This window comes from Vibrio sp. 1402 (assembly GCF_033340275.1).
Genome location: NZ_JAWOWE010000432.1, coordinates 1 through 255 on the forward strand (window position 1 = coordinate 1; position 255 = coordinate 255).

Annotated in this window: 1 protein-coding gene; it reads right to left on the bottom strand. The window is 44.7% G+C overall.

Annotated elements, in window-relative coordinates; genetic code table 11:
* Positions 1 to 255: FAD:protein FMN transferase (locus R7044_RS26500; RefSeq protein ID WP_225456150.1), on the bottom strand; the 255-nt coding region annotated here is incomplete at both ends.

Sequence of the window (255 nt, forward strand, 5' to 3'; positions counted from 1 at the left end):
TCGATGATCTCTTGAATAGATCGCTCATCAACCGTTGGTTTCTCAATCGCGATTCGCCATGGCACACCTTCTCGGTTGATACCTTTCAAACGCATTTCGCCACCAACTTCGACCATGTAGTTTTTGATCCCTACCGATTGTAGGTAATCAGCAACCACATCAACCCCCCAACCTTTTGCAATCGTTGACAGATCAACATACAAATTAGGAATGTCCTTTGACAGTTTATTGCCATCAACGGTCAGGTGGTGAATC